At 58.1% G+C, this 5,072-nt stretch carries 3 protein-coding genes; 2 read left to right on the plus strand and 1 reads right to left on the minus strand.

The features are described from left to right. Positions 1-721: 721 nt before the first annotated feature. A complete protein-coding gene (locus AAC019_RS16955; protein WP_339900495.1) occupies positions 722-1,720 on the minus strand; it encodes an adenosine kinase in 999 nt (332 codons plus the stop codon). A gap of 165 nt (positions 1,721-1,885) precedes the next feature. On the opposite strand from AAC019_RS16955, the gene mrcB reads away from it, so the two are divergent. Together mrcB and AAC019_RS16965 are read left to right on the plus strand one after the other, a co-directional pair. Beyond that, a complete protein-coding gene (mrcB, locus tag AAC019_RS16960) occupies positions 1,886-4,231 on the plus strand; it encodes a penicillin-binding protein 1B (protein WP_339900496.1) in 2,346 nt (781 codons plus the stop codon). A 60-nt stretch (positions 4,232-4,291) separates the two neighbouring features. Next, on the plus strand, positions 4,292-4,822 hold the full coding sequence (locus tag AAC019_RS16965) for a tetratricopeptide repeat protein (RefSeq protein ID WP_339900498.1): 531 nt from the start codon (positions 4,292-4,294) through the stop codon (positions 4,820-4,822). Positions 4,823-5,072: the final 250 nt, after the last annotated feature.

A 5,072-nucleotide genomic window follows, 5' to 3' on the forward strand; every position in this document is an offset into this window, starting at 1 on the left:
GGGCCTTAGCTCAGCTGGGAGAGCGCAACACTGGCAGTGTTGAGGTCAGCGGTTTGAAGTGCATGGAGGCACAAATGTCGCGGGCGCATGTGACTCACATGGATGTGAGAAAGTAGAACAACGCAGGAGCAGTTGTTGAGAGCGCAGGAGCGAGCTCAAAATGGCAGGATAGTCATTTTGCACAGCGGAGCTGCTCGTAGGGCCATGGATAAGGTGAATGCGTCGGAGAGGCAGAGAGGGCGGCCAGGGCCTGAGTGCATTGCTAGGCGGAGGTTCTTCAGTGCCGAGTGGTTATCGAAGTCCCGTTTGCTTCTTTTAAAGATATTTCAAAGTTCTCTCTGGCGCGTCTAGAGGAGCTTTTTGTTAGTGGCTTAGGGTACTTCTCGCCCTCTGTCGCCGGGCGGGGCGAAGCACTTTTCTGCTTGCTTGATCTCAACCGGTCAGCGCAACACATGCAGGAAATCTATCAGCGGGCGTTTTAAAGTCCAGGGGTTTCTGGGACATTCGTTTAGTTTTCTCGCAACTTTGTTGAGCTGAGCTTGTGAGTGTATGGCCAACAAGCTCAGCTCGCTGTCGTTCATCTGCAAGCCAAGCACTGCTTTGCAAACGCTTGCCTCATCTCTCGCTTCGGCCGATTTTAGCGGGCCTTCTCAGCAGGGGGGACCACAGGGCACACTCTCTTGCTGTCTATCAGACCCCCCTGAAGAACCAACAATTACGCTTAAAAATATTGCGCTTTCAGCTCCTGGTGCTGCTCAGCGCGCAAACGCGGCCCGTACTGGGTAACCACTTTAGTGGCTGCTAAGTTGGCAAACTCGCCGGCGCGCTGCATCGATTCCCCTTGGGTTAACGCATACAAAAACGCCCCCGCGTACATGTCACCGGCGCCGTTAGTGTCGATGGCGTGGGCTTGCTCGGTGGGGATGCTCAGTAATTTGTCGCCGTCAAACACTATCGAGCCTTTTGCGCCCAGTGTAATGGCAAAAGTTTTGGCAATGGGCTTGAGTGCCGCAATGGCATCGTCAAGCGTTTCGGTGTCGGTGTAGCCGAGTGCTTCATCGCCATTGCAAAACAGCAGGTCGACACCGCCGCCGATCATCTCGGCTAAGCCTTCGGCAAAAAACTTCACCATGGCCGGGTCCGATAAGCTTAGGGCGGTGCGGGTGTTGTTGGCCTCGGCCAGCTCGCGCAGTTTAATGGCGGCGGCGCGGCCGGTGTCTGAGCTAACCAAGTAGCCCTCGATGTAGGCCCACTGCGAGGCGGCGATGGCTGCTTCGTCTAGCTCCGCGACCGATACCGTCGCGCTGATGCCCAAAAAGGTGTTCATGGTGCGCTCGGCGTCGGGGGTAATCATCACCAGGCACTTGCCGGTAATGCCGTCGTGGCCGCCCAGGGTGGCGGGGTAGGCAACGTCGGCGTCGCGAATGTCGTTAAGGTAAAAGTCGCCGTTTTCGTCGCCGGCCACTTTGCACGAGTAAAAGTTGCGGCAGCCAAAATAACCCGCGGCGATAATGGTGTTGGCGCCCGAGCCACCGCTGGCGCGCTGCGAGGCGATGTCGTTGTCTTGCAGGTAGCCAATCAGCTCGGCCTGACGGGCTTCATCCACCAGGGTCATTACGCCTTTATCCACGCCCATGCGGGTTAAATCGTCGTCGGTCACGGTAATTTCGGTGTCTACCAGCGCGGCGCCGATGCCATAGATGTGGTATTGATCAGTCATGATGAGCCTTTTCGTCAGGGGTTATGTGTGGGGTTGGGAACGCTAAATGTTCGCAGTCGTCGAATAGATCACGCGCCAGCGTTGTATTTGGCCGCACATTATGCAAAATAAGCGCGCTCTAATCAAAGTGCGAGTAATCCGCTTGCCACCAATACAGAATTATCTATGACCAAACGCCGTACTCCCGCCCCACGCCGTAAATCCCGTAAAAAAACGGCCGCCAAAAGCCGCCATGGCTGGGCGCTGCTAAAACTGTGGTTTTGGTATGCCGTGGGCTTTGCCGTAATTGCCGGTGGCCTGTGGGTGGTGTATCTGGATTTTGTGGTGCGCGACAAATTTGACGGTAAAAAGTGGTCGTTACCGGCGCGAGTATACGCCCGGCCGTTAGAGCTGTACGAGGGTATGGCGCTAACGCCCACGTTGCTCGAGAGCGAGCTTAACGCGCTGGGCTACCGATTTGTCAGCCGCGTATCGGCGCCGGGGCAGGTTAGCCGTCACGCCAGCGGTGGGCGCGTTGGTTACGATGTGTACAGTCGTGGGTTTGAATTTTGGGATGGCCGCGATAAAGCTCGCCGCTTTGGCTTAACCGTTAGTCAGGGGCAGGTGTCGCGTTTGATGAGCGGCGATAAGCCTTTGGCCCTTATGCGCCTGGAGCCCGAGCAAATTGGCGGTATTTACCCCACCGCGCAAGAAGACCGGTTATTGGTGCAGTTGTCCGATTTGCCACCGCTGCTGGGCGAGACCCTATTGGCGGTGGAAGATAAAAACTTTCTCGATCACCACGGCGTGTCGCCGGTGGCCATCGCCCGCGCCGCGTGGGTGAACCTGCGCTCGGGCAACGTGGTGCAAGGCGGCAGTACCTTAACCCAGCAGCTGGTTAAAAACTTTTACCTAACCCACGAGCGCTCGTTAACCCGCAAGGCCCAAGAGGCCGTTATGTCGATATTGCTGGAGCTGCACTACAGCAAATCCGAGATCCTAGAAACCTATGTTAACGAGGTGTTTTTAGGCCAGAGCGGGGCGCGGGCCATTCACGGCTTTGCCCTGGCCTCACAGTATTACTTTCGTCAGCCAGTGTCCGAGCTGGATACGCCCAAAGTGGCGCTGCTGGTGGGCATGGTTAAAGGCGCCTCGTACTACAACCCGTGGCGCAACCCCGAGCGGGCCAAAAAGCGCCGCGATTTGGTGTTAACGGTGATGCACCGCGAGGGCCTGATAGACGACGCCGAGTTTAAAAGCGCCAAAGTCGCCTCACTGGGGGTAGTGGAGCCTGGCAGCAACGCCCAAACCACGTACCCAGCGTTTGTCGAGCTGGTAAAACGCCAGCTGGCCGAAGAGTACCAAGAGGAAGATTTAAAAAGCGAAGGCCTGCGTATTTTTACCACGCTCTCGCCCATGGTGCAGCGCCAGGCCGAAAAGGCCGTGGCCGAGCGCCTTACGTCGCTCGAATCGCAGTACAAGGTCGGGCAGCTGCAAGCCGGCATGCTGGTTACCTCGGTGGGTGCCGGTGAGGTACTGGCGCTGGTGGGCGATAAAAACCCACGCTACGCCGGCTTTAACCGCGCGCTGGATGCGCACCGCCCGATTGGCTCGCTGATGAAGCCATTTGTGTATTTAACCGCGCTGGAGCAGCCCACCCAATACAACCTGGGTACCACTATCTCGGATGAGCCGGTCACGGTAACCAGCGACGATGGCCAGTTGTGGGAGCCGCAAAACGCCAGCCGCCGCAGCCACGGCGAGGTGCCGTTAATAGAGGCGCTGGTGCACTCCTACAATCAGGCCTCGGCACGGCTCGGTATGCAGTTGGGGTTGGGGCAAGTGGCCGATACCCTGGAGCGTGCCGGCTTTGAAGGTTATATTCCGCCGGTGCCGGCTATGACGCTGGGCTCGGTCGAGATGTCCCCTTACGAGGTGGCGGGCGTCTACCATACGCTGGCCGCCGAGGGCAGTTACACGCCGCTGCGCGCCATTCGCGATGTGCTTACCGCTACCGGCGAGCCACTTAAGCGCTACCCGCTGCGTATCGAGCAGCGCTTTAGGCCCGAGAGTGCCTTTGAGCTGCAATATGCTCTGCAAGCGGTGTTGCGCGAAGGCACCGGCCGACGGGTGTACAATCAGTTTCCGGCCGATTTACCTCTGGCGGGTAAAACCGGTACCACCAATGATCAACGCGATAGCTGGTTTGCCGGCTTTAGCGGTGAGCATTTAGCGGTGGTGTGGGTCGGTCGCGATGATAACTCCGCCACGCCCCTGACCGGTAGTGGCGGTGCGCTGCAAGTATGGGCCGACTTAATGACCGAGCTGCCCACCCGGGGTGTTAACCTAACGCCGCCCGATGGTGTGAGCTTTGACTGGCTCGATCGCGCTACCGGTGCCCTGAGCGCCGAGGGCTGTGAAGGCGCCATTTGGCTGCCGCTGGAAACGGACTTTGCCCCGAGCCGCGCGGTAGATTGTCGGCTGGAGCAAAACAAACGCGACAGCAGCTGGTGGCACCGTTTTTGGAATTAATTTAATTTGCTCCGGGCTTGGGGATGTCAGGCTTGGGCCAAATACGTTAGGCGAATAGTTATGATGTGTGTTGTTAAAAAAGTAGGCTCGCTGGTAGCCATTGTGTTGTTGAGCGGTTGTGCCAGCAGCCAAATGGGCCCCGGTAGCGGCGCCCCGGTCGAGGACAGCGACACCAGCGTGCGCGTGCCGGGTATGGAGCCTCAGACGCCCGAGCGGCCCCGTAACGATGATCAGCCCGACACCGAAACCACTCAGGGTGAAGAACGTGATAACAGCGGTTGGCGAGTGGTTGAGCCGGTTCCGCAGCCAGAGGCGCCCGTGCAGGGCCGCAGCAACTCGGCGGTAGACTCTTTACTGGCACAGGGCCGCTCGGAATACCGCAACGGCGATTACAGCCGCGCTATTGCCAGCGCCGAACGCGCCCTGCGTATCGACCGGCGCAACCCGGCGGTTTATTTACTGCTGGCCGAGAACTACCAGCGCTTGGGGAATACCGGTCAAGCCGAACAGTTTGCTCAGCAAGGGTTACGCTATAGCCGTGATGATCACACGGTGGATGCGGCGTTGCGGAGTGTTTTGAGCGAGTTGTAGTTTGGCTCTCGGTCATACCGATCTCGTCATACCGGCCTTGAGCCGGTATCCAGCGGCTTTGTTACCTACGGAGTGCTGGTCGTAAAGTGGTAGTTTTCTGGGATGCCGCTAAAGCGGACTTTAATTTATAGGCCCGCGTCGCCGGGCGTGGCGAGTTACTTTTCTTTTGTTTGGGCAAAGTAAACTAACGAAAAGGCCGCTCTTGCGCTTCCATGCGCTCGCGGCATTAGTGCATCCGTGCACGTCAAAG

It is taken from the genome of uncultured Gilvimarinus sp. (assembly GCF_963975215.1).
Classification (GTDB): Bacteria; Pseudomonadota; Gammaproteobacteria; order Pseudomonadales; family Cellvibrionaceae; genus Gilvimarinus.

Excerpts from the sequence above, each read along its gene's own strand:
- AAC019_RS16965 (WP_339900498.1), top strand. The coding sequence starts at position 4,292 with ATGATGTGTGTTGTTAAAAAAGTAGGCTCGCTGGTAGCCATTGTGTTG.
- AAC019_RS16955 (WP_339900495.1), bottom strand. The coding sequence starts at position 1,720 with ATGACTGATCAATACCACATCTATGGCATCGGCGCCGCGCTGGTAGAC.
- mrcB (WP_339900496.1), top strand. The coding sequence starts at position 1,886 with ATGACCAAACGCCGTACTCCCGCCCCACGCCGTAAATCCCGTAAAAAA.